Annotated in this window: 15 protein-coding genes; 6 read left to right on the top strand and 9 right to left on the bottom strand. The window is 39.6% G+C overall.

The window, feature by feature from the left end; translation table 11 throughout:
- Positions 1-12 precede the first annotated feature (12 nt).
- From B9T35_RS03325 to B9T35_RS03305, 5 genes are all read left to right on the top strand, one after another.
- Entirely contained in the window at positions 13-879 is an 867-nt protein-coding gene (locus B9T35_RS03325; RefSeq protein WP_086189709.1) for a hypothetical protein, read from the top strand.
- A 427-nt stretch (positions 880-1,306) separates the two neighbouring features.
- Positions 1,307-5,782 carry a glutamate synthase large subunit gene (gltB, locus tag B9T35_RS03320; protein WP_171264212.1) on the top strand — a complete coding sequence of 1,492 codons (4,476 nt, stop codon included), beginning with the start codon at positions 1,307-1,309 and terminating at the stop codon, positions 5,780-5,782.
- A 97-nt stretch (positions 5,783-5,879) separates the two neighbouring features.
- Positions 5,880-7,301 carry an FAD-dependent oxidoreductase gene (locus B9T35_RS03315; RefSeq protein WP_086189707.1) on the top strand — a complete coding sequence of 474 codons (1,422 nt, stop codon included), beginning with the start codon at positions 5,880-5,882 and terminating at the stop codon, positions 7,299-7,301.
- 318 nt (positions 7,302-7,619) lie between these two features.
- Positions 7,620-8,510, top strand: a complete 891-nt coding sequence (locus B9T35_RS03310; protein WP_086189706.1) for a metal-dependent hydrolase — start codon at positions 7,620-7,622, stop codon at positions 8,508-8,510.
- Positions 8,511-8,718: 208 nt separating this feature from the next.
- A complete protein-coding gene (locus B9T35_RS03305; RefSeq protein WP_086189705.1) occupies positions 8,719-9,615 on the top strand; it encodes an alpha/beta hydrolase in 897 nt (298 codons plus the stop codon).
- 199 nt (positions 9,616-9,814) lie between these two features.
- On the opposite strand, the gene B9T35_RS03300 is transcribed toward B9T35_RS03305, so the two are convergent.
- The 8 genes from B9T35_RS03300 to B9T35_RS03265 all read right to left on the bottom strand — a co-directional run bounded on the left by B9T35_RS03300 (position 9,815) and on the right by B9T35_RS03265 (position 19,327).
- Positions 9,815-10,195 carry a Na+/H+ antiporter subunit G gene (locus B9T35_RS03300; RefSeq protein ID WP_086189920.1) on the bottom strand — a complete coding sequence of 127 codons (381 nt, stop codon included), beginning with the start codon at positions 10,193-10,195 and terminating at the stop codon, positions 9,815-9,817.
- A 21-nt stretch (positions 10,196-10,216) separates the two neighbouring features.
- A complete protein-coding gene (locus tag B9T35_RS03295) occupies positions 10,217-10,492 on the bottom strand; it encodes a monovalent cation/H+ antiporter subunit F (RefSeq protein ID WP_086189704.1) in 276 nt (91 codons plus the stop codon).
- Entirely contained in the window at positions 10,489-11,013 is a 525-nt protein-coding gene (locus B9T35_RS03290; protein WP_086189703.1) for a Na+/H+ antiporter subunit E, read from the bottom strand. Before B9T35_RS03290 ends, B9T35_RS03295 begins: the two co-directional genes overlap by 4 nt.
- The gene (locus tag B9T35_RS03285; protein ID WP_086189702.1) at positions 11,014-12,828 is read right to left on the bottom strand and encodes a monovalent cation/H+ antiporter subunit D; all 1,815 of its coding nucleotides are present in this window, start codon (positions 12,826-12,828) and stop codon (positions 11,014-11,016) included.
- On the bottom strand, positions 12,828-13,196 hold the full coding sequence (locus B9T35_RS03280) for a Na+/H+ antiporter subunit C (RefSeq protein ID WP_086189701.1): 369 nt from the start codon (positions 13,194-13,196) through the stop codon (positions 12,828-12,830). Before B9T35_RS03280 ends, B9T35_RS03285 begins: the two co-directional genes overlap by 1 nt.
- Positions 13,197-13,199: 3 nt before the next feature.
- Positions 13,200-16,037 carry a monovalent cation/H+ antiporter subunit A gene (locus tag B9T35_RS03275; RefSeq protein ID WP_086189700.1) on the bottom strand — a complete coding sequence of 946 codons (2,838 nt, stop codon included), beginning with the start codon at positions 16,035-16,037 and terminating at the stop codon, positions 13,200-13,202.
- 369 nt (positions 16,038-16,406) lie between these two features.
- Positions 16,407-17,804, bottom strand: a complete 1,398-nt coding sequence (locus B9T35_RS03270) for an AAA family ATPase (RefSeq protein WP_086189699.1) — start codon at positions 17,802-17,804, stop codon at positions 16,407-16,409.
- A 29-nt stretch (positions 17,805-17,833) separates the two neighbouring features.
- On the bottom strand, positions 17,834-19,327 hold the full coding sequence (locus tag B9T35_RS03265) for a UvrD-helicase domain-containing protein (protein WP_086189698.1): 1,494 nt from the start codon (positions 19,325-19,327) through the stop codon (positions 17,834-17,836).
- A gap of 257 nt (positions 19,328-19,584) precedes the next feature.
- Here B9T35_RS03265 and B9T35_RS03260 point away from each other — a divergent pair, with 257 nt between their 5' ends.
- Positions 19,585-21,576 carry a PhoX family protein gene (locus tag B9T35_RS03260; RefSeq protein ID WP_086189697.1) on the top strand — a complete coding sequence of 664 codons (1,992 nt, stop codon included), beginning with the start codon at positions 19,585-19,587 and terminating at the stop codon, positions 21,574-21,576.
- A 147-nt stretch (positions 21,577-21,723) separates the two neighbouring features.
- Here B9T35_RS03260 and hisIE read toward each other — a convergent pair whose 3' ends face one another.
- Positions 21,724-22,506 (bottom strand): bifunctional phosphoribosyl-AMP cyclohydrolase/phosphoribosyl-ATP diphosphatase HisIE, encoded by a 783-nt coding sequence (gene hisIE, locus B9T35_RS03255; protein WP_086189696.1) that lies wholly within the window; start codon positions 22,504-22,506, stop codon positions 21,724-21,726.
- Positions 22,507-22,517 lie beyond the last annotated feature (11 nt).

Raw genomic sequence — 22,517 nt, 5'->3', positions numbered from 1 at the left:
AAAGGTAACACCATGCGAGCAGTCCGTTTAAATTGGCAAAATATTCGACAATATATTTGGTTGATTGGTGGGTTGCTCTGTCTTTTGGTTGCACTTATTTTCTGGGTAATGACGGATACTAAATCTTTGGTCACAACCGAAAATCCAATTGAAGATTCACAAGTGCAAATTCAATCTGAGAAAGTCACTGCAACAACACATTTAGGTAGCTTGACGGATGAAGTAAGACCACTAGAACAAACAACACGTATGGTCGCTTCAGGCAATCACGGGGTTGAGTTTCGTGGCACAAAATTTATTCAAGAAAATAAAAAAAATTGGACACTTGAACTTTTCCGTACAACTGACGAAGACATCATTAAAAGTTTTTTATTAAAACAAATAGATCGTAAAAATTTCATTTATTTTCGTTTAAGTGGTGAAAATCAGGCTGAACAATATGTTTTAGCGTATGGCGTATTTAAAAGTGATGCGGAAGCTAAAACCCAGCTGACACAATTAAGTTTGGGTTTGCCTGCTTCAGTACATCCTAAAGCGATACAAATTGATCAATATGTGCCTTTGGTGAATGATTTAGGTGCAGATGAAATGCAGGGTGGTAGTAATAAGCTGTATGAAGTGAAGCTAAAATCTGCGCCATTACCGATCATTGATGAAACTTTATTGCCAAAACCAGTGGTGGCTTCTCCAATTACAAGCGCAATGGAAACCGCAACAAAGACAACAATTACACGTAAAGATCAACAAGGTCAGGTGGTTGATGTGCAACGCTCACAATCGACTGTGAATCAGGGGCAAGCAGAACAACCTAAAGCCAAAGAAAATGGTGCTGCTGAGAAAAAACCTGTACAACATGAAATAAGTGATCCATTTAACTAAAAGTGGTTCTAAAATAGCGCAAATTAAGTTATAAAAATAAGCATACCGCACAATAATGGTGCGGTATGTTTGAATAAGATGATTCACTAAAAAATACTAATGCTTTTATTTCACGATATTTAAATCGTTTCGTAAATAAAAATAAGGTTTGGCATATTTTTTGCTTTATTGGTGCACTAATTGAGTTAATAGTCCCTATTTTGGCGCGAAACGATTCAATTAGTGTGCGATTTAAGTGAGTTCATTTGCTTTAAAGAAGTGCAAAGCTTGTAAAACAATTTTGCAATTAAAGTGAATACTGACTGGAGCAAGATCATCGTTCAGTGTTTTACTGAAGATGTAGAGCAGGCTCTAAAGAAGTCGTGATTTTGATAATTTGAATGTTTTTGCCCTAAGGGCCATGTTAAAAGAAGGGTACGCTATGCACATGCCATCGCCTAATACTGTAGCTCCCGCTCAAGGTTTATACCAACCGGATGAGTTTAAAGATAACTGTGGTTTCGGTTTGATCGCCCATATGCAGGGTGATGCAAGTCATGACTTAGTCAAGACCGCAATGCATAGTCTAAGTTGTATGACGCACCGTGGTGGTATTGCTGCAGATGGCAAAACAGGCGATGGTTGCGGACTATTATTGGCAATGCCAAAACAATTTTTCCGTGAAGAAGCAAAAAAACTCAGTGATATTACACTGAGTGAAGTTTTTGCTGTAGGTACAATTTTCTTAAGCTTAGATTCAGCGATTGCACAGAATGCAAAAAATATTTTAGCCAAAGAAATTGAATCTGAAGGTTTAAGAGTACTTGCTTGGCGTGTTGTGCCGACCAATATTGATGCTTTAGGTGAAATTGCTTTACGTTCTATGCCGGCTTTTGAGCAAGTGATTGTCAATTGCCCAATGGGTGTGGATGAAGTTGAATTTAACCGTAAATTATTTTTAGCACGTCGTCGTGCAGAGCAACTACTGAGCAATGACAAATCATTTTATGTAACTACATTGTCTTCAAATGTGATTACCTATAAAGGTTTGATGATGCCAGAAGCCATTGCTGACTTCTACACCGACCTTGCTGATGAACGTCTAAAATCACACATTGTAGTTTTTCACCAACGCTTCTCAACGAATACCTTGCCCCTTTGGCATTTGGCTCAGCCGTTCCGTTATCTTGCACACAATGGTGAAATTAATACCATTACGGCAAACCGTAACTGGGCAATGGCACGTGCACCTAAATTTGAAAACCCATTATTACCAGGCTTAGCCGATTTAAAACCTATTGTAAACCGCACTGGTTCAGATTCTTCAAGTATGGATAACATGCTTGAGATTCTTGTGGGCGGTGGCATGGATTTATTCCGCGCGCTTCGTATGCTTGTTCCGCCTGCTTGGCAGAATGTTGAAACTTTAGATGCTGATTTACGTGCATTTTATGAATTTAACTCTAAGCATATGGAAGCTTGGGATGGTCCTGCAGGTCTTGTGATTCAAGATGGTCGTCATGCAATTTGTATGCTTGACCGTAATGGTTTACGTCCGGCACGTTGGGTGATTACCAAAAATGGTTACATCACACTTGCATCAGAAATTGGGGTGTGGGGTTATGAACCTGAAGATGTAATTTCTAAAGGTCGTGTTGGTCCAGGTCAAATCTTGGTGATTGATACTTTGACGGGTAAATTGCTAGATACTAAAGATGTCAGCAATCATTTGAAAAGCATGCGTCCATACCGTGAATGGTTGCGTGCAAATTCAGTGCGTTTACAAGGTAGCCCTGAGCTTGAAGAATATTTATGTGACCAAGGCTTAAAAGGCGATGACCTCAAAGCGGCACAAAAAATGTTTATGGTGACCTTTGAAGAACGTGATCAATTGCTTCGTCCGATTGCTGAAAGTGGTCAGGAAGCAGTAGGTTCAATGGGTGATGATACACCGATGGCAGTATTGTCACGTCAGGTTCGTCATCTGTCTGACTATTTCCGTCAACAGTTTGCCCAAGTGACCAATCCACCGATTGATCCATTACGTGAATCGATTGTGATGTCTTTGGAAACGTGTTTGGGGCGTGAGCAAAATGTTTTTGAACAAAGCCCAGAACATGCGGATCGTTTAATTATTTCAAGCCCTGTTTTATCGAATTCTAAAATGCATCAAATGCGTACTTTAGGTCGTAAGGGTTATGAAATCGCAGATATCGATTTAAACTATGTAGAAACTGAAGGTCTGCAAGCTGCAATCACACGTATTTGCGAAGAAGCGGCTCAAGCCGTTCGTGATGGTAAAACCTTATTGGTGATTTCAGATCGAAAAATCCGTCAAGGTTATTTACCTGCGAACGCTGCGATGGTTACAGGTGCGATTCACCATTACTTGATTCAAGTGGGTTTACGTACGGATGCCAATATTATTGTCGAAACAGCACTGGCACGTGATCCGCATCAATTTGCTGTGATTCTTGGTTTTGGTGCAACGGCGATTTATCCATACTTGGCTTATGATGTGATCAATGATTTGATTGCCAAAGGCGAATTATTGGGTGATCCAATTCATGCACAAGCCAATTTCCGTAAAGGAATTGAGAAAGGCTTATTAAAAGTACTTTCGAAAATGGGTATTTCTACGGTTGCCTCTTATCGTGGTGGGCAATTATTTGAAGCTGTGGGTTTATCTTCTGAAGTGGTTGATCAATGTTTCCTTGGTGTACCAAGCCGTATTCAAGGTGCGACTTTTGTTGATCTGGAAAATGATCAGAAAAAATTAGCTGAAAATGCATGGAAAGCACGTAAGCCGATTGATCAAGGTGGTTTACTCAAGTTTGTGTTCGATAAGGAATATCATGCATTTAACCCTGATGTGATTAATGCACTGCATAAATCGGTACGTTCAGGGAATTATGCTGACTTTAAAGAATACGCTGAATTAGTGAATAATCGCCCAATCGCAACGATTCGTGATTTATTCAAATTAAAAACAGATAATTCAATTCCTTTAGAAGCTGTTGAATCTGTTGAAGCGATCTTGCCACGTTTCGATTCTGCTGGTATGTCTTTAGGTGCGTTGTCTCCTGAAGCACATGAAGCTATTGCGATTGCTATGAACACCATTGGTGGTCGTTCAAATTCAGGTGAGGGCGGTGAAGATCCTGCACGTTACGGTACGATTCGTAACTCGAAAATTAAACAAATTGCATCAGGTCGTTTTGGTGTAACACCTGCATATTTAACGTCTGCGGAAGTGTTACAGATCAAAGTGGCGCAAGGTGCAAAACCAGGTGAAGGTGGTCAGTTGCCGGGTGGTAAAGTGAATGGCTTAATTGCACGTTTACGTTACTCAGTGCCGGGTGTAACGCTGATTTCACCGCCACCGCATCATGATATTTATTCAATTGAAGATTTATCACAATTGATCTTTGATTTAAAACAAGTCAATCCACAAGCGATGGTCTCTGTGAAACTGGTTTCAGAGCCGGGCGTAGGAACCATTGCTGCAGGTGTTGCAAAAGCCTACGCTGATTTCATTACTATTTCAGGTTATGACGGTGGTACAGCTGCATCGCCACTTTCCTCGATTCACCATGCGGGTTCGCCTTGGGAATTAGGTTTAAGTGAAGCGCATCAAGCACTTCGTGTGAATGACTTACGTGGCAAAGTTCGTGTACAAACCGATGGTGGTTTAAAAACAGGTTTAGATGTTGTTAAAGCAGCTATCTTAGGTGCAGAAAGCTTCGGTTTTGGTTCTACACCAATGATCGCATTGGGTTGTAAATATCTTCGTATTTGCCACTTAAATAACTGTGCAACAGGCGTGGCAACACAACAGGATCATTTACGTCAGGAACACTATATTGGTGAACCTGAAATGCTGATCAATTTCTTCCACTTTATTGCAGAAGAAACGCGTGAATGGTTAGCAGCTTTAGGTGTATCTTCACTGAAAGATTTGATTGGTCGTACAGATTTACTTGAAGTATTACCAGGTGATACAGCTAAACATGCACATTTAGATTTAAGTGCTTTGTTAACATCGCATCCATCTGCTGAAGGTAAAGCGCAATATTGCCAAGTTCAAGGCAATGCACCGTTTGATAAAGGTGTTCTTGCTGAGAAAATGGTAAGCCAAATGCTTCCTGCAATTGAAGCGGGTACAGGTGGTGATTATCACTTCAAGATTGGTAACTGTGACCGTTCAATTGGTGCACGTATTTCAGGTGAAATAGCGCGTCGCTATGGCAACTTGAGCATGGAAGCGCATCCAGTGGTGATGAACTTGAAAGGTACTGCGGGTCAGTCCTTAGGTGTTTGGAATGCAGGTGGTCTTCACATCAAATTAGAAGGTGATGCGAACGATTACGTGGGTAAAGGTATGGCAGGTGGTCGTGTATCCATCTTCCCACCAAAAGGTTCACCATTCCAAACCCAAGAAACTGCAATTATCGGTAACACCTGTTTATATGGTGCGACTGGTGGTAAAGTTTTTGCTGCGGGTACAGCAGGTGAGCGTTTTGCAGTACGTAACTCAGGTGCTTTCGCTGTAATTGAAGGTGCAGGTGATCACTGTTGTGAATATATGACGGGTGGTATTGTAACTGTACTGGGTAAAGTCGGGCATAACTTCGGTGCAGGTATGACGGGTGGTTTTGCTTATGTACTCGATCTTGACAATGACTTCGTTGACCATTACAACCATGAGTTAATTGAATTAAACCGTATTTCTACAGAGGCGATGGAAGAACATCAAGAGTTCTTAACACGTATCTTAGATGAACATATTAAAGAAACAGGTAGTGCTTGGGCGTATAAGATCCGCAATGAGTTTGACTATTACAGCCGTAAATTCTGGCTTGTAAAACCAAAAGCTGCGAATTTGCAGACACTTTTGAAAACAACTCAAGCAGATCCACAATAATTCCACTACTCAAATTTTAGGCAGGTGTGGATAACTTTAAGGTTATACACAAAAGGGTATTGCAGAAGCAGATCCACACTTACCCACGGAGAGAGACATGGCAGAGCGCCTAAACAATGACTTTCAATTTCTGGATGTAGCACGCCAAGATCCAGAGAAAAAAGATCTGAATGTCCGCAAAGCAGAGTTTGTGGAAATTTATAAGCCTTTTACAGCTGAAATTGCGGCAAATCAAACACATCGCTGTTTAGGTTGTGGTAATCCGTATTGCGAATGGAAATGTCCAGTACATAACTACATTCCAAACTGGTTAAAACTGATTGCAGAAGGTCGTATTTTCCAAGCAGCTGAACTGTGTCACCAAACCAATACATTGCCAGAAGTTTGTGGTCGTGTTTGCCCACAAGATCGTTTATGTGAAGGTGCTTGTACCTTAAATGATGGTTTTGGTGCAGTGACCATTGGTAATGCTGAAAAATATATTAATGACACAGCATTCGCTCTAGGCTGGCGCCCAGATATGTCCAATGTAAAATGGACGAACAAGAAAGTGGCAATTATTGGTGCAGGACCTGCAGGTTTAGGTTGTGCTGATATTTTGGTACGTGCAGGGGTAAAACCCGTTGTATTTGATAAACGTCCAGAAATTGGTGGTCTACTGACTTTTGGTATTCCAGAATTTAAGATGGAAAAAGATGTAATGAAACGCCGTCGTGAGATTTTCTCAGGCATGGGCGTAGAATTCCGTTTAAATACTGAAATTGGTACAGATATCACCATCGAACAACTGCTTACTGATTATGATGCAGTCTTTATGGGTATGGGAACTTATACCTATATGAAAGGCGGTTTTGCAGGCGAAGAGTTAGAAGGTGTTTATGATGCACTTGATTTTCTCATTGCCAATGTGAATCGCACTCAAGGTTGGGAAAAAGATGCTGCTGAATACATTAGTGTAGAAGGTAAAAAGGTTATTGTTTTAGGTGGTGGCGACACTGCGATGGATTGTAACCGTACTTCAATTCGTCAAGGCGCTGAAAAAGTAACGTGTGCTTATCGCCGTGATGAAGAGAATATGCCAGGTTCACGCCGTGAAGTTAAAAATGCCCGTGAAGAAGGTGTAGACTTCCAGTTCAATCGTCAACCTGTTGAAATTGTCGGTGAAAATGGCAAAGTTACAGGTGTGAAAGTTGTGACAACGCAATTGGGTCAACCTGATAGCCGTGGACGTCGTAGCCCTGAACCTGTACCTGGTTCTGAAGAAATTTTACCAGCAGATGCAGTACTTTTAGCTTTCGGTTTCCGTGCGAGCCCTGCAGATTGGTTTACTGGTGCGAATATTGGTCTTGATGGCTCAGGTCGTGTGGTTGCACCTGAAAAACAAACTTATAAATTCCAAACATCGAACCCGAAAATTTTTGCGGGTGGTGATATGGTACGCGGATCTGACCTCGTTGTTACAGCAATTTGGGAAGGTCGTGAAGCAGCAGAAGGTATTTTAGATTACCTTGATATTTAATATAGATATGATGTATTAAAAATTCAAAGATCAATTTCCAAAGCCCACAATAATGTGGGCTTTGTTTATTCTTACAATAAAAAATAAATAAAGTTGATGGTTTGGACAAAATATTGAATTTATTTAATTGAATTATTTTTATTTAAATACATGATTTTTAATTATTAATCATAATTTTTTATTTAAACTTATTATTATAGTAATTGGCTTAAATGACAAAATGAGCATTTTGGTCATTTTGTGTGCTTTTTAGCAATGTACAAATAAAAAGCATCTGTCAATATAGATCTAAATTCAGACAAATGTAGGATTAGACCTATGAGTTTAGCTCAAGCGACGGCAAAAAAAACATACTTAAATCGTCCTAAAGCCATTGGTATTAAAGTCCGTAAACCAAGCTTTAACCCGAAAGCAATTCGTAGACATTTTTTTGCGAACTCTCCGGTGATGTCACATTTATTGACTGCACTTTCTTCTACTTTTCCGATCGGTGAGCAATTTTTTGTACACAGTGTACGTAATGTACGTGCCAAAGTAACAGATGAAAAATTGCAGACAGAAATTGCGGCTTTTATTGGTCAAGAAGCGATGCATTCTAAAGCACATGCAGAGTTTAATGATGCTTGGCGTCGTGATGATTATAATTTAGATAGTTTTCAGGCTTGGCTTGCTGCACGTGATTCATTTATCAAATCGGTGCATCCAAAAGTTCAGTTGGCTGTGACTTGTGCATTTGAGCATTTTACCGCTTTACTCGGTGGCTATATTTTAAGACATCCAGAGATTCTCAGTACTCTAGATGATGATGCAATCAAACTTTGGGTTTGGCATGCCATCGAGGAAATTGAGCATCGTGCAGTTGCATTTGACGTCTACCAATCTGTTTATAAAGATGACAAATTACGTCGAATGATTATGCGTAATGTAACGACTGGTTTTGCAAGTTTGACATTCTATGGTGCGAGTCGTTTGTTTATGCAAGATTGGAAGAAAAGTGTACCTAAAGTGACAGGTAATTTATACGGTGTTTATATGATTTCAAAAATGTTGATTTCATTGATTCCTGAATATCTCTCTTATTTTAAAGCCGATTTCCATCCATCAGAAATTGATTATAGTAAAATTGTGGAATATTGGAAAGAACGCCTAGCGGATGAATATGGTATGGAAAGCTTCCAAGAAGAAGTGCATCCACCTTTGTATAGTTAATCCATATGAATCTAGAGTGAGATAAAAGAAAGCCAATGTAGATCATTGGCTTTCTTTTTCTGAAAATACAGTGCCTATAAATTTGATTTAAGGGAAATATATTCTCTTATTTTGCAGTTTTTAAGATTAATTTTAGTGTAAAGCCAATTATTTTAATTGAATTAGACGCTAGGCTTTGCGTATACAAATATAAAACTCAGGTACAACTGTGATCAGTCCTCAAGCACGTATCGCTATGCTTCTGTTTAAACAACAAAAACGAATGTTATTGGCACATAAAAATAATACTCATTTCATGCGTAAATTATTTGAACAAGGCACTCGATTTTCTCCAGTACCATCTCATATTCAGACCTGTATGCATCAATTGGAACATATTCAAATGATGCAAATTAGTAATCTAAAACCCAATAGAAATCTCAATAAAATTTTATTTTATATTCATGGTGGTGGGTTTGTTATTGGAAGCTCTAATAGTTATAAGGCTTATGTTGCAAGTCTGTGTAAAATTTCTGAGGCTGAATTTGCCTATTTACCCGATTATAGATTAGCGCCTGAAGCTCGTTTTCCGAATGCCTTAAATGATGTTTTAGAGGCATGGAAATATGTTATTGCGAAACATCCAAACCATGAAATTGTATTGGCAGGAGATTCTGCGGGTGGAAATCTTGCATTAGCACTTTGTATTCAATTGCGAGATTTACACTTAAAAATGCCTACTCGGGTTTATTTACAGTCGCCGTGGTTGGATTTAACGCTAACGTCTTTAAGTCATAAGAAGCAAGATCATCGAGATCCATTTTTAGGGACTTATTTTTTAGAACGTGATTTTGCTCGTCATTATGTCGGGAATGCAGATCGCAAAGATCCATTCATCTCACCATTATTTGCAGACTTTACAGGTTTACCACCATTTTATGTTCAAGTTGGTTCAAAAGAAGTGTTACTTGATGATAGCCGTGAATTTATTAAGCGCGCAAAAGACCATGGTGTAGATGCAACTTTAGATATTTGGACAGGAATGTGGCATGCATGGCCAATCGTACCTTTTGTACCAGAAAGTAAGAAAGCACGAATTAAAGCAGGACAATGGTTAGCGAATTAAAGTGAGCAAAATTTATTTTGAAAGGGAAGATGTAGTATTTAAATGAATAAGTAAAAAAATTGATGATTCTTATATTTTGAAGCTTCTATTTATATTCTTGAATGAGAAAGCCCAATCCCCAAAATTAGGCTTTCATCTAAATTGAATCAATCAACATCACATTTTTTATAGTCGTAAATACACAATGGTTTCATCCAACTTATAACTCTTCCTCTTGATGTCTAGCTTTACGTTGTCTTTGCCAAGGTAAAGGGCGATCTAAAGATTCAGGTACATCACCCGATGTTGAACGTAGACGTAAATGAATTGCTGCCTGTGCAATTAAATTAGCAGAAACAGGCGCAGTAATAAAAACCAGTAAAGTAATCAGTAACTCGGAAAAACCAAATCTGCTATTAAAAGCACTATAAATCATGGCTGCAATGAGGAAACTTCCAAGGCCTAAAGTACTGGCTTTGGTGGGTGCATGTAGGCGCATGAACAAATCGGGAAGTTTGACCATCCCAATACCACCGACAAGTGTAAAAAAAGCCCCAATGATTAAGAAGAAAGAAACGGTAATTTCCATTACAAGTTGCATGTTATTTTCCATATCGTTCTCCTAATCAACCACATGACCCGTGGTGAAGTATCTAGCCAAAGCCGCAGTAGATACAAAACCAAGCATGGCAACGAGTAAAGCACCTTCAAACATATTGGTGCTGGTCCAATAGATCCCTAAAATAATGATGAGACAGGTCGCATTTAAAAATAAGGTATCTAAAGCCAATAAGCGATCGACAATGGATGGCCCCATCACTAATCGGACTAAACACAGCAGCATCGAAATGGTTACCACCAATAAACAGATTCCCAAAGCGTAAGGCAAGATGATCATTTATTTTCTCCTTGTTGCGCATTAAAAATCACGATCAATGGGGCTTCATAGCGAGCTTTAATATCCAGAATTTCTGCATCAGGATCATCGGAACTTAATGCATGAACCAAAATATCACCACGTTCCTGATCAATCCCTGCACTTACTGTCCCTGGAGTGGTGGTAATGATCATTGCCAATAAAGCATTGACATGTTCATGGTCTGTATCCAATGGAACACGATACCATTTTGGATGTAAATTTTGAGTAGGACCTAAAACCTGTTTCGCAACACGTACATTAGAAACCACAATATCCCAAAGCACGATAAAGAATAATTTGATTGCCATACGCCAATTGATATTGGGTGTTTGAACAATAAAAGGCTGAATCAGTTTAGGAATAATCAATCCCAATACAAGAGCGACAACAATATCAAACAGTTCAGCACTGTGATTCAGCATCAGCCAGCTTAAAGCCACAAGTACAGAAACAAATGGATGCGGTATGCCACGATCAAAAAAGGAAGAGTTCTGCTTCATTTATTGCTCCATCGGTTTAAGTTTTGCATCATCAGCATGATGATCTTGATTTCGATGCTGTTGTTGCTGTTGAATTTGTCGTTGCTTATATTCAGAAATATGTTCACCTTGCAAAGTCGCTTGGGAAATTGCATAAGGAATATAGTGTGCATTTGGATCAACCGCTTCACCACCATACTTGGTTTCTGGTAGATAATTTGGATCAAAAGGCTGCACGCTAATGACTTCATTTTTATCATCTGTTTTTAAGATCGCATGTTGATACGCTTGCATATCTTTAAGCTGATGTGAAGTTTGATCTAAATATTTTAAGATTGTTGGTGCACAAGCGACATATAGAACTAAGCCTGTTAATAGCAGATAAATAGCTTTATCGTTACGCGGAGGGGCTTGGTCTGGCAATTTTTGATAGACATCACACGCCACTTTCTTCGGATCAGCTTCGGGTGTCGTCGCACGCCAAAACAAGATAAATCCGACACGGGTAAAAGCCAAAATACTGAGCAAACTGACCAATAAAACAATACCGATGATCCAACCTTGATAAGGAACATTTGCAGTTGCTTGTAAAAGTAACACTTTGCCTAAAAATCCACTGAAAGGTGGAAGTCCTGCCATCATGAGCGCAATGATAAAGAAAGTACTTGCCACGACTTTATCTTGTTTCATTTTGGGTGCAACTTTTAGATGGTCTTTAAACTCGCCACGTTGCGAGGTGATCCATCCACAAAGCAAATAAAATGAAGCTGCAATGAGCGTACTATGTACCAAATAATATAGACCAGCAGTCCATGCAGCAGTATTAAAGAGTGCAATAGCGACTAAAATCGTTCCGACAGAGGACAGCACCATAAAGCCAACAAAGCGTCTTAAACGATCTGCACCTATTGCGCCAATCACACCATATAGCGATGTGACTAAGCCAATAGGGAGTAAACATGCTGTGAATATACTTTGCCCAAGCTCATCATTAAAGACGGTGCCGTTCACCCTTAAAATGGCATAAACGCCGACCTTGGTCATAATGGTAAATAATGCTGCGACAGGAGTTGTTGCAACAGCATAGGTTTTCGGTAGCCAAAAACCAACAGGAAGCATGGCCGCTTTAATTCCAAAAACAACGAATAAAAGTAATCCAGCTGCAATGGCTAATTTATGTTGATCAGGCTGTAAAGTAGGTAATAAGCGCCCAACATCTGCCATATTTAAACTACCGACACTGCCGTAAATCATACCTAAGCCGATTAGGAAGAGGGCAGAAGCGAGCAGGTTGATGGTGACGTAATGGATCCCCAATTGAAAGCGTGCTTTGCCTTGACCGTGTAACAGCAAGACATAAGATGCCAACAACAAAACTTCAAAGAATACAAATAGGTTAAATAAGTCGCCTGTTAAAAATGCACCGCTCAGACCCATCAATAAAAAATGGAACATGGTATGGAAATAGCGACCACGTTCATCCCACTCTTTACTGGCGAACCAAAGTAAAGGAACGGCAAGTCCATAAGTCAGTACTAACATGAGTGCTGAAAGTTGGTCTAGAACTAATACAATCCCAAATGGAGCAGTCCATTCACTGAGTTGATAAACTGTAATTTGGCCAGAACTTGCATGAATTAAATAACTGATTGCCGTAGCAAGACTGAGTATAACTGAGAATAGGCTAATGCCTCGGCGCCAAGGTTGACGCCAATCTTGTGCTAAAGAACCAGAACCTGGATTGCCCAATAAAACTAAAAAGAATGCAGTAAAAGCAGGAATTAAAATGCTTAAAATCGGGGTGTGAGTATGCCAAAATTCAACCAAATTCATCATTATGGCTTATCCTCACGTGGGTCAAAACTATCATGTTGATCTTCTTTACTATCTACATGATCATTACCAGATTCAAAGCGACTGCGCAGTGCCAGTTGTACAATAAATGCAGTGGTTGCAAAGCCAATAACAATAGCAGTCAGGACTAAAGCTTGTGGTAAAGGATCAGTCACTTGGCTGGCTTCGGTTAAGATACTCGGTGAGCTGATTTGAATGCGCCCCATCGCAAATAAAAACAAATTCACGGCATAACCAATCATAGCTAAGCCTAAAACCACAGGGAAAGTACGAGCCCTGAGGATTAAATAAATGCCAGTCGCTACCAGTAATCCAATCGCTGAAGCCAGTAAAAATTCTAAGCTGATCATGAATTACTCCTTAGGTAGCGGACCTGACATACTCGAGTGTCGAGAATCGCCAAGTACAGAAATTAATAGCATGGTCGCACCAACAACGGTGCCATAAACCCCAAGGTCAAAAGCAGCGGCTGAAGCAAAATGGAATTTACCAAAAATGCCTGATTCAACATAAACATGCGCACTGGTTAAGAAGGGGCGACCCCATAACCATGCTGCAACACCTGTCAGCCCTGCAATGAGTAAACCTAAACCAATCCAAATTTCGTATAAACGACCAGATTTGGCTTTCAGCATTTGTTCGGCTTGATCTTGCCCCAATGCGACGTATTGAATGATGAGAGCCATTGCAGTGATTAAGCCTGCAATAAATCCACCACCTGGATAATTATGTCCACGAAGGAAAATGTATAAACTGACCACCAAGGCAATCGGTAAAATCCAAGAGGCGGTCATTCGGAACATCAATGGAGATGGATTAAAACGGAAGGTTAAACCTTGGGTGATGGTTGTACCATGAGCACGCATACCATCCATAAGGCAGACCGCGCCAATTGCAGCAATACCCAATACAGTAATTTCGCCGAAGGTATCGAAACCACGGAAATCGACCAAAATCACATTGACGATATTTGAGCCACCACCAAGAGGGATGGATTGTTGTACAAAGAACCAAGAAATCGAATTGTGATCACGTGTCAGAATCAGCCATGTAATCCAACCAATGCCTAAACCTCCACCAATCGCAATGATGGCATCACGCCAACGACGGGTGCGGCTAGATTCATAAGGTGTCAGCTGTGGCAGAAGCGATAAGCTCATTAGCAATAAAACAGTCGTCACGACATCAACCGTGATTTGAGTTAAGGCTAAATCGGGTGCAGATAAGGTCACAAAAACCATGGTCACCACTAATCCAATTGCACCACTAATTAAGACAGCTTTAATTCGTTCGTGATGGAACCACAACATCATCCAACAGGCAGAGAACAGTAATAGCCAAAGCACAATTGCCATCAGTGGCGCATGGGTGAGTTCACGTGTCCCTGTAGTTAGACCTTGATTGAGAAGTGGTGTGGCAACCATTGCGATACTAAAGATCACAATCCACAGTAAATAATTCTGTAGAGAACCCGTCTCTGTTTTAAATTTAATTTTTCTAGAAATTAAGAGAAGATGTTTTAAGAAATCTTCAAACAATAACTTACCTTGAAATTTCCCCAGAATTGGATCTAAGTCAATTTCACGAATCCGACCACCTTTGGCTAAACTAAAGTAGAAAATCACACCACCAATCAGGGCAATTGCACTCATTAAAAGTGGTAAGTTAAAACCATGCCAAATGGCTAAATGTATGCCTTCAAATGTGCTCAATTGAGTGCTGGCACGTGTGCCTGCATTCACAATCGGTTCAACCATTAAAGCAGGAATAATGCCGACTAAAATACATAAAGTCGCAAGTAGAATAGCAGGTGCACGCATCCCCAGTGAAGGTTCATGTGCATCTTTATTTGGTACATTACGTCCTAAATCACCATCAAAAAATACGCCGTGAACTAAACGGACTGAATATGCGACGGCAAATAAACCTGCGAAGGTCGCAATAATAGCTGCAATAACAACGTATCCACCTGATAAATTCGCTAGTAATTCGGTAAAGAACATTTCTTTGGATAAAAAACCATTGGTGAGTGGAACACCTGCCATAGATGCTGCGGTGATCATGGTCAGTGTTGCAGTAAACGGTAGGAGTTGCCAAACACCACTGAGCTTTCGTAAATCACGGGTTCCTGTTTCATGATCAATAATGCCTGCGATCATGAACAGTGCAGCTTTAAAGGTTGCGTGATTGATAATATGGAAAATGGCTGCTGCTACAGCAAGCGGGGAGCCAATTCCCAATAAGCAAACAATTAATCCCAAATGGCTGATGGTTGAATAAGCCAATAAGCCTTTTAAATCTTCTTTGAAAATAGCAAAGAAAGCTGCCATACACAGGGTAAATAGCCCCACTGTGGTGACCAAATTATGATATAGCGCAGAACCGACAAAAATAGGCAATAAACGTGCAAGTAGGAAGATACCTGCTTTCACCATCGTCGCAGAATGTAAATAAGCAGATACAGGCGTGGGTGCCGCCATGGCATTCGGTAGCCAAAAATGGAATGGGAACTGCGCACTTTTGGTAAATGCACCCAATAGAATCAGCAATAAAGTTGGAACAAAGAGATGACTGCTTTGAATTGTCGCGGTCATTCCTAAAATTTGGTCAATTTGATAGGTTCCCGTGATTTGTCCGAGTAGAACAAATCCACCTAACATGGCTAAACCACCCATCCCCGTGATGGTCAATGCCATACGAGAGCCACGTTGTGCAGCATCGTAATTGTTCCAATAACCGACCAATAAAAAGGAAGAGATACTGGTGAGTTCCCAAAAAACTAAAAGGAGAATTAAGTTATTGGATAGTGAAATCCCAAGCATGGCTGCCATAAATAGCATAAGCAATGAATACAGCTTACTGAGGGAATTTTTCGGGCTTAAATAATAATAAGCATAGATGTAAATGAGTGTACCGATCCCAGTGATCAGCAAAGCAAAAATTAAACCCAGTGCATCAAGGCGGAAACTTAGATCAATTCCAACCTGCGGAAGCCATTCCCAGCTCTGCGAAATAACAGAACCTTGAAAGACTTGCTTGGCTTGCATCAGTAGCAAAATAAAACTGCTTAAACTGACAGCGATGGCGCCAAAAGCTGTTACCCCGCGAGAGAATTGCTTCAGCCACGAGACAAGGGTTGTGCCAAGTATTAACGGTAACAATATAATAATCGGTAGCACACGCGTATCCATTGTCTTGAATAGGTCGAAACCTATGATGAATCTTATCTTTCAAGCATTTGAGGACAGCAAAGAGTTATCCAACGTCTTAAATCTTGAAAGCCGAAGTGAGTTAAAAATAACTAAAAACAAGTTGTGTTGCGCAACTCGAACAAGTTATAGCAAACAGCGGTAGCCAATTTTGCTATAAAAATCTAATGAGTTTTGATCTTATTACATGAATAAAACAACATCAAACATTTTTTGCGCACACTTTTGTTATTGTACGCCTCAGAGGTAGGATTATCAGCCTTGATTGAAAATTGCTTGATTTTATTAGAATCAAGCGATTTGAGTTACGGTATTTTTAAACGGTTCATTTTCCGTTAGGCAATATCCCGATTATTTTAAGGGCAAAGAATGTGGTGCCGTTTGATCATCGCCTGTCTTTAATAGTCTGAGTAATTCAGCTTGTTGTTCAATATCCATTTGTTGAATTTGTTGGAAAATCTCTTCTGCATTTGATGCTTGATTTTCAGGGGTTAATACAACATCAGCTTCTACAGCTGCTTGACCTTGTAATAGGTGTTCATAAATTGAATGATAATGCTCCCAAGATGCTGGAGGCTTTATTTCTTGAATCATTTTATTTTCAAGTTTTAAACATTGAAAATGGGCTGCATTTTCCATGAGTTCAGGACGATTGCCCGTCGCGATAATTTGGATTTGCGGAAAAGCTTGATGCAAGCGATCTAAAATCACTTCGGCATGGTCTTGATCAAGATGGGTATCAATATCATCAATCAATAAAATACCATCGCCTTCTAAACAAGGAAATAAACTTGCAGGATTGAGTAAGCATAAACGTCTGACAATATCGCCAATCAAAGCAATCCAATTTTTTAAGGTATTGGAAAGTTGTAGATAGGGAACAGTTTGATTTTGATACGTTACCATCAATTGTAATTTTGGATGATATTCCAAGTAAATATCAGACAGCTCAGGAAAGATTTTATTCAGACTATTTCTTAACGCTTGTAGGCTTGGCGAATGCAGTTGAGTTTGTGCTTGAAAAAGCGTGTTTTGTAAGTCTTTTTCTAAGATAGAGGGATCTTCGCCTTCAAAATTTGGCGACATATTTTCTAAAATAATATGGTGGAAAAGTTGCGCTGTTTGTGCATTTTCAATGTCACTGATTTCTCTTAACCACTCAAAAAAACGGGCAAAAGTGGTAAAAGGAATGGCTGCACCTTCATAGGCAGCATGTGTTTGTAAAACACTTGGATTGTTCTTGCTCAGCAGATTCATATCGTTGACGAAACGCTCAGAAGGATAATAAGCAATCATCGGTAGACCTTGTAAAGGGTCTTTTTTGATGGCTTGTAAATATAAGCCAACACATTGTTCAAGTTGCTGAGTTTCAACTTTACTCAGTCCAATACCACTTGCGTTGAGGGTTTTATACAGTTGCCATGCACAACTCGACACTTCATCCGTTTGTGAGTCGGGACTTTCAGTTAGCGTACCAATCTCTGTTGGAATACTGATTTTAAGATCAATTTTTGATTGGACACGGGTATTCATGATGTCTTGATCAAGCATCACCACACCGGCCGTGCGTAAATCTTTAAGGCGTGAAGGAAACCAAGTTAAAGCTTGGTAAATATTTTTAATAATGGCAGTTTTGCCCGAACCTTGATCACCCATAATCAATGTAATAGGTTTATTTGCTGAATCAAAATTGATGCTGAGATCAGCAAAATGATAAGTGTGCCTAAGTTGAATGGATTGTAGCTTCATGAGATTACCTACAAATTTAAACTACAGATTTATGCAGTTGCTTTATTTTTTAAAGATGCCTTAACTTTGAGTTGTTGTATAAGGTCGTAAATATGATGAATGTTTAAGCTTACTTTAGCACGGGTACATGCGACGTATAATAAACGTAATTCTTCATCACTAATTTTATGTTCAAGTCCATTGATTTTAAATTGATAATCATCTTCGATGTGAACACGATTCCACTCCAAACCTTTGGCTTTATGGGCTGTAGAAATCACATAATCTGCTTGTTCTATGGGTGTGATTTTTGCGAGCGCTCTTTTTAGTGGATCAGTACCATGGTCATCAACCAGTTTAACTAAGGGTTTAATGTCACTGCCATCATTGGTTTCACAATATTCATGCACATCATGCCATGAATTAAACCAAGCCAGCTCAGGTACATCAACGACTCGTTTCCCTTGTTTCAGCAAACTGGCTGCATCCACAAAGCGATTGAGTTTGGCTTGATCTGCCTGTAAGCCGACTTTATCACCTTGAACTAAACCTGAAAGTAATAATTCCATTGCTCGGGCATTGGTACGACACAAAATAGCATCACGCATTTTAGTATGTGGTTTATTGACGACACTCGATTTAGCATCTGGATTGCCAAGTAGCGGAACAGTTTCATCTAATGCACTGAGCAAATGATTTGCCACATCTGCAATCGGCTCACCAAAACGAAAAGAAGTGGTTAAGCGAGATTCAGGTAAGGGCATCTGCTGCATGGCATTGACTGCGCCACGCCATGCATAAATTTGTTGATGAGCATCGCCGACATAGATGACTTGGGTACTGCGTTGTTTTAATAAAATACCTAACATCAATGGATCAGCATCTTGTGCTTCATCAAATAACACATAATCAGCAGGAATAAAGGGATCAGACAACGCCCAAAGCTTTAAATAAATATCATGCCCAATACCTGCTTGATGGTTTTGATCAATCGATTCTAACCAACGTTTTTCTACAGCAGGGTAGAGATGCTTTTGTAATGATTCAATATCATCTGCATGTAACCAACTTGGTGCTTGAATATGGCGTGGAGCAGGATATTGCGAACTGGTTGAGCAAAAATAACTGACGGCATTGGCAACCAAACTCGCCAAACGACTAGGCATTAAAAGATATTTTTCATAACGTCCACCCATTAAACGACGGAGCGTAATCGGTTCTAAACGATATTCTTTTGCTATAAAACTAGGACTTAAACGCGGTAAACGAAGTTTGTCCGTGACTCCACGTGGAACGCTACGGAAAGCAAGCGAGTGGAAGGTACGGCAATCAACATTGCCATGAAACTTATTTTGAGCTTCAGTTGCAATCGCTTTATTAAAAGCCAAATACATCCCACGTCTATTTTGCATAGCATCGCTAATCAACTTTAAAGTCGTGGTTTTACCTGTGCCAGCATAGGCAATCACTTTGAAAGACTGACCTTTTTGTGCTTCTGCAATTGCAAAACTTTGTTCTAATGTGGGTTTGAATATATCAGGCACAGCGTTTAATAGTCTTAAAATAATAGGGGATTTGATCTTGGAGTATAGCAAAAATTAAACAGTCGAAGGAGTCTAATTCCTCAAGCAATGATTATCCATCTGAAAAGCAAAAATAAAAATATTTGCCTGTTTGGAGGAGCATTTTTACTTTAACGATCAATTGTCTTGAAAATGACTTAAAAGTGAAACTGAATTGTCACGACAAATTTTTACACTCTAGTAGGGAAAAATTTTAAATTCAAATATTGGATATATGTATGACAAATTCAGCCAACCAACATACTCGTCGCGAAGTAATTAAATGGTTAGCCAGCATTCCTTTTTTACCACTTGGGGCAATGGCAACGTCTGCAGCACTTGCAGGGTGTAATGATGATAAAGAGGTCGTAGTTGCACCACCAGTAACAGCTGCAAAATTAAAAACTGCAACATTCACATCCATGGATGCGCCGACTTTAGCCAATGCAGCAGCGATGGCGACAACAACGGTTGCATCGGGTTTAGCCGTGACTTGGGATGATAATACCAAGACAGATTATAAACTTGCGTATAAAACCTTTTTCCAAACGGGTGATATGGTCAGTGATGGTAAAGGTGGCCAAGTTTTAGCAGGCGGTTATTACGATATTAATAACAAGCCAATTATGGACAGTTCTAAAGGCACAGCACGCCAATTTTTTTCAGATTGTCCAGATGGCACATCGTTATTAACGGTAAAAGATGCCAAAGTGGATGGTGTTAAAGGTAATCCTGTCTTTGCAGTAGTTCAATTTGAATATACAACCCGTGATTTAGCGGGGAATGATATGTATGGCAAATTACCCTCACCGATTGCAGTGCTTTCATTAGATCAAGACCCAAAAACAGGTCATTTATCTCTTGTGAAATATTATAATGTAGATATGTCTAAAGCGCACGGTTTGTGGATTACTTGTGGCGCAAGCTTATCGCCATGGGGAACGCATCTTTCAAGTGAAGAGTATGAGCCAGATGCTTTCGGTCAAGGTCTAGGTACAGATATGACCACTATGAAAGCATATAGTAAAAATGTGTATGGTGATGAAACATCAGCAAAACCATATAACTATGGACATTTACCTGAAATTATTGTGAATAAAGACGGAACAGGTACTGCCATCAAGCATTATTGCTTGGGTCGTATCTCGCATGAATTGATTCAAGTAATGCCAGATAATCGTACTGCTTTAATGGGTGATGATTATACCAATGGTGGTTTATTCATGTTTGTTGCAGATAAAGAAAAAGATTTATCTGCGGGAACATTATATGTTGCGAAGTATTTGAACGAATTGAATGAAACATCGATTGCACAAATTCAATGGATTAAATTGGGTCACGCAACCAGCCAAGAAATTGATGATCTTATCAATGTGAAGAATATTCAGCCTTCAGATATTATGGAAAGCTTGGATAAAGATCCATTAGATGCAAGCTATACCAAAGTGATCCTTGCGAAGAAAACCATTTGGTTGAAGTTGAAACCAGGTATGGAGAAAGCAGCAGCTTTCCTTGAAACGCATCGTTATGCTGCACTGATGGGTGGGAGTATGGCTTTCACCAAGATGGAAGGTACAACTGTGAATGCAAAAGATAAAGTTGCCTATTCAGCTTTAGCAAATATTCAAGATTCAATGATTAAAGATAATGCTGCTTGGTCGGCGGCTCATAATGTATCTTTTGCCAAGAAAATATCTGCGGGTGGTATTTTTGCACATGATATGAAAGCATCGATGAGTGATAAATCGGGTAGTCCAATTATCAGTGATTGGGTGCCTTATCAATCGCATATGCTATTAATCGGTAAAGATATTGATGCTGCATCTGATCCATTAGGTATCGGTAATACTTCTGATCCAAATACGATTGCAAGTGCAGATAACTTAAAGTTCTCTGAAACTTTCCGAGTGTTATTCATTGGTGAAGATAGTGGTAACCACGTGAATAATTACTTATGGGCTTATGATGTTGATGCGAAAAAATTAATTCGTATCTTGTCTTGCCCAGCGGGTGCTGAATCTACAGGTTTACATGCGGTCGACTCAATTAATGGTTGGACATATATTATGAGTAATTTCCAACACGCAGGGGATTGGTCTTCTTTACATAATAAAGTACAAGCAACGTTAGACCCGCTTATTCGTGCAAATTATAAAGATCGTTATGCAGCAGCAGTGGGTTATTTAACGGCTGACCCGATTGCTCCTTCGGTTGAGAAGAAATCAGCTTAATTTAACTTTTTGTATAAAGCCTTTTTACTGTTTCTCAGCTAGGGAGGAAAATAAAAAGGCTTTAGCAGAATGTTGGTTGGATGATGAAAAGAAAAACCCATGCAATGGCATGGGTTTTTTACGACTTAAAGATTGAGTTAAAGTGAATTAATGATCTCGGCCAGCTTTTTCGACTAAGCCAGAAAGCCCTTGGCGACGCGCTAATTCATTCAGAACCAATTGAACATCAAGGTCAAAATAACCGAGCATGACAATGGTGTGGAACCAGAGATCTGCGACTTCATAAATCAAATCATTTTTATGATCTTCAGTGGCTTCGGCTTTAAAATCTTTGGCAGAAATCACCGTTTCAAAGCTTTCTTCACCGACTTTTTCTAAAATTTTATTTAAGCCTTTGTGGTAAAGCTTTGCCACATAAGATGAATCAGGATCAGCCACTTTACGCTCAGCCATCATTTGACCCAAATAGCTCAATACATCCACTTGTTCAGATTGCGCATTTGAAGCATTCATTGCAATCGTATGTGGATTTGACGATTTTTCACCATAAATTTGGCTCGGATCTTTTAATTGTGCATCGACAATTTCCCATCCGTTTGCTGTGAGTTTACGATAGAAACAAGACTCACGACCAGTATGGCAAGCAATACCACCATGTTGTTCAATTTGCAGTACGATCACATCCGCATCACAGTCTAAACGAATTTCGTGTACGGTTTGAAAATGACCGGATTCTTCACCTTTGTGCCATAGCTTACTACGTGAACGTGAAAAGTACACCGCTTGGTTTTTCTCTGCGGTTAAAGCTAATGCTTCCCTGTTCATCCATGCCACCATCAAAATACGTCCAGTTTGATGGTGTTGTGCAATAGCAGGAATCAGTCCTTGTTCGTTAAATTTTACTTCATCGAGCCATTGCAAGTTGTTCATAGGATTTCACC

It is taken from the genome of Acinetobacter sp. ANC 3832 (assembly GCF_002135415.1).
Lineage (GTDB): Bacteria > Pseudomonadota > Gammaproteobacteria > Pseudomonadales > Moraxellaceae > Acinetobacter.
The sequence above is the reverse complement of the archived record's forward strand: the minus strand, read 5'-3'. Positions and strand labels throughout refer to the sequence as shown.